Here is a 2890-nt window from a genome sequence, read left to right on the forward strand (position 1 = left end):
CACCTGTTGGACCTTGCGCACCGTTTGATCCATTTGCACCTGCGGGGCCTTGCGCACCCGTACTTCCTGCAGGACCAGCAGAACCTGTCGCACCAGGTAAACCAGCATCGCCTTTCTCGCCTTGTGGTCCAGCAGGACCAGTAGGACCTTGCGGTCCCTGCGGACCTACAACAGTGTTTACATTCGCATTCGAAATTGTTTTTCCATCTGCACCGTTCTTTCCATCGCTTCCAGAAGGTCCAGTGGGTCCTTGAATGTTTTGCGGAGTCGGCCACTTCCCTTTTGTCTTTGGTCCATAGATCAACAAACTTCTTACATCAATATAGAAATCTCCATCAATACCAAGCGAACTCTTGGGTGCACCTTTGCCATTGAGGATTGTGTTAACAACTGCTGTCGTTGATCGACCTGCACCATTTGCATAGGGGAAGGATGAAAATGTCGCGATTGCAACTGCTACCACCGCCGCCAACAGCTTGCTCTGCATCATGAGAAAAGCTCTCCTTTGAAGAGTTAAAGGGGAAACAGTCTGAAAGTTGAGCATTACCCAAAGTAATCAGGACTCCCCCGCATCAGGCTCACAGGAAAGGCCGAATACACGCTCAGTTCTTCACAGGATGGCCTTCAGGATTCACATGGTGCCCTCAGCTTCCCCGGCTACCTTTCTGAGCATGAGGGTGTTAATTACACCTAAGTCAGCAACACGGGGCTGACACTTAGTACGGGACAGGAGACATGTAAATGTCATCAAAGAAGAAAGTATTCGCAGTAGCGATTACAACAGTTGCATTAACAGCCGGAACTTTCGGCATTGCAGATGCAGCAACTAAGGCAAAGAAAGTCTCAAGAACAACCATTACAACAATTGCTAACCAGGCTGCTGCAGGCAAGCTTGGTCGTGGTGAAGAACTTGCTGCAATCCTTTCAGGACTTGTTGCTAAGGGAACAATCACTCAGTCACAGGCTGATGCAATCATCGCGGCACACGCTGCAGCAGATGCAGCACGTGATGCTGATCGTCCAGCAATGGGTCCAAACGGTGGATTCGGTGGACCTTTCGGTGATCACCTCACTGTTATTGCATCAACGCTAGGACTTGATACAACAACAGTTCTCACACGCCTCAAGGCTGGAGAAACTCTTGCAACTATTGCGGGAACAAAGAAAGATGCTTTGATCACAGCACTTGTTGCTGATGAAACAAAGGAAATCGATGCAGCTGTAGCAGCTGGAAAGTTGACTGCTGCACAGGCAACAACGCTGAAGGCAAATCTCACTGCTCATGTCACCGACATGGTGAATGCAACTGCTCCAGCAGGTGGCATGAAGGGCCACCGCGAAGGTCGTGGCGGTAAGGGTGGTCGCGGACACGGTGGAATGGGTGGCGGAATGATGGGCGGCAACTCTGGCGCTCCAACAATTCCAACTCCAACCACAACAACTTCAGCAACAGCATAAAACGCTTCATGTAGTTCCTCCATTGGGTAGAAAACCCGCCAGGTGATCAATTCGCTTGGCGGGTTTTCGTTTCCTGCAAGCGCTGCCGTGATTAAATTGCGCATGCGCATTCACATCGGGAGCGATCACGCGGGTCTTGAGTTCAAGAATGAACTCATCCATCACCTCGTTGCTGGTGGACATGACGTCACCGATCACGGGCCATATGAATTCGACGCCCTCGATGACTACCCAGATTTCTGCATCCCCACGGCTCAGGCTGTTGCTAAAGATGCAACCTCAATCGGAATCGTCTTGGGTGGCTCAGGTAATGGCGAACAAATCGCAGCTAATAAAGTTAAAGGTATCCGTGCAGCGCTTGTCTGGAGCATCGAGACCGCAAAGCTTGCTCGCGAACATAACAACGCCAATGTGATTTCAGTAGGTCAGCGTCAGCACACTGCGCAAGAAGTAAAAGACTTTATCGATGCATTTATCGCAACACCATTTACGGGCGATGAGCGCCATGCGCGTCGCATCGGCAAGATAGCTAGCTTTGAAGATACCTGCTGCTAGTTTTTAAAATATCTGAAGTCGTTGACTTGATGATCTTTTGTAATTCCCTGTCCTTCAAATCGAGTCTCTCGACGCCAATCCGGGCGTGCAACTTTTCCTCCAGTAAATAGAGTGGACGCAGCAAAGACTTCTTCAATCCATTCCGCATAAGGAACCCAGTCGGTTGCAATATGGATAAATCCACCGGGTTTTAATTTGGAAGCAACTTGTGCCAAGAAATTGGCATTCACGATGCGACGTTTATGGTGCTTCTTCTTCTGCCATGGATCTGGAAAGAACAAGTGCACACCATCAAGTGATTGATCAGCAATCATGTTGTGCATAATCAAATGTGCATCACCCTGAATAACGCGAAGGTTTCTTAATCCGTATTCATGAATTAAGAGAAATAGCTTGCCGACGCCTGGACGATGAACATCGACGGCTAGAAATCCTTTTTCAGGAAAAGCTTGGCCGATAAGTGCGGTCGCCTCGCCCATGCCAAATCCGATCTCAAGGATGACCTCCTTGGAATCTGGAAAAAGTGTTGCAAAATCTAAAACCTGATTGCTGGCTTCGATTCCATATGAGCCCCAATGCTTATCGAGGGCTGCTTGCTGAGGACCTGTAATACGAGAGCCGCGGATGCGATAACTGCGAACTGTAGGCTCTTCCATAGCGAGAATCTTATGGTTCGATTAGGCTCTCTTCATCCACCCAAACCTCACTAGGTTATCGCCAGCTATAAGGAGTAAATCGTGCCAGGAGTAAATCTCACACGTGCAGAAGCGCAAGAACGTTCGCAGCTCGTCAAGGTCCATTCATATGATGTAGATCTTGATCTCACAGTTGGAGCTGAGAACTTCATCGTCAAGACTCGTGTTAAGTTCGATGGTCT

At 49.0% G+C, this 2890-nt stretch carries 3 protein-coding genes and 1 pseudogene; 2 read left to right on the forward strand and 2 right to left on the reverse strand.

Annotated elements, in window-relative coordinates:
- Positions 1-490, reverse strand: a pseudogene (locus tag ACKOVI_RS06205) (hypothetical protein); the annotation flags it as partial.
- A 251-nt stretch (positions 491-741) separates the two neighbouring features.
- Between ACKOVI_RS06205 and ACKOVI_RS06210 the strand changes: the two are divergent.
- Entirely contained in the window at positions 742-1458 is a 717-nt protein-coding gene (locus ACKOVI_RS06210) for a hypothetical protein (RefSeq protein WP_509603218.1), read from the forward strand.
- A gap of 102 nt (positions 1459-1560) precedes the next feature.
- On the forward strand, positions 1561-2013 hold the full coding sequence (locus ACKOVI_RS06215; RefSeq protein WP_509603220.1) for a ribose-5-phosphate isomerase: 453 nt from the start codon (positions 1561-1563) through the stop codon (positions 2011-2013).
- Here the strand turns inward: ACKOVI_RS06215 and trmB are convergent.
- Positions 2010-2669 carry a tRNA (guanosine(46)-N7)-methyltransferase TrmB gene (gene trmB, locus ACKOVI_RS06220; protein ID WP_509603219.1) on the reverse strand — a complete coding sequence of 220 codons (660 nt, stop codon included), beginning with the start codon at positions 2667-2669 and terminating at the stop codon, positions 2010-2012. The two genes, ACKOVI_RS06215 and trmB, sit on opposite strands and share 4 nt — an antisense overlap.
- Positions 2670-2890 lie beyond the last annotated feature (221 nt).

This window comes from Candidatus Planktophila sp. (assembly GCF_046070465.1).
Classification (GTDB): Bacteria; Actinomycetota; Actinomycetes; order Nanopelagicales; family Nanopelagicaceae; genus Planktophila.

Coding starts and splice junctions, on each gene's coding strand:
- ACKOVI_RS06210 (WP_509603218.1), top strand. CDS start 742: ATGTCATCAAAGAAGAAAGTATTCGCAGTAGCGATTACAACAGTTGCA.
- ACKOVI_RS06215 (WP_509603220.1), top strand. CDS start 1,561: ATGCGCATTCACATCGGGAGCGATCACGCGGGTCTTGAGTTCAAGAAT.
- trmB (WP_509603219.1), bottom strand. CDS start 2,669: ATGGAAGAGCCTACAGTTCGCAGTTATCGCATCCGCGGCTCTCGTATT.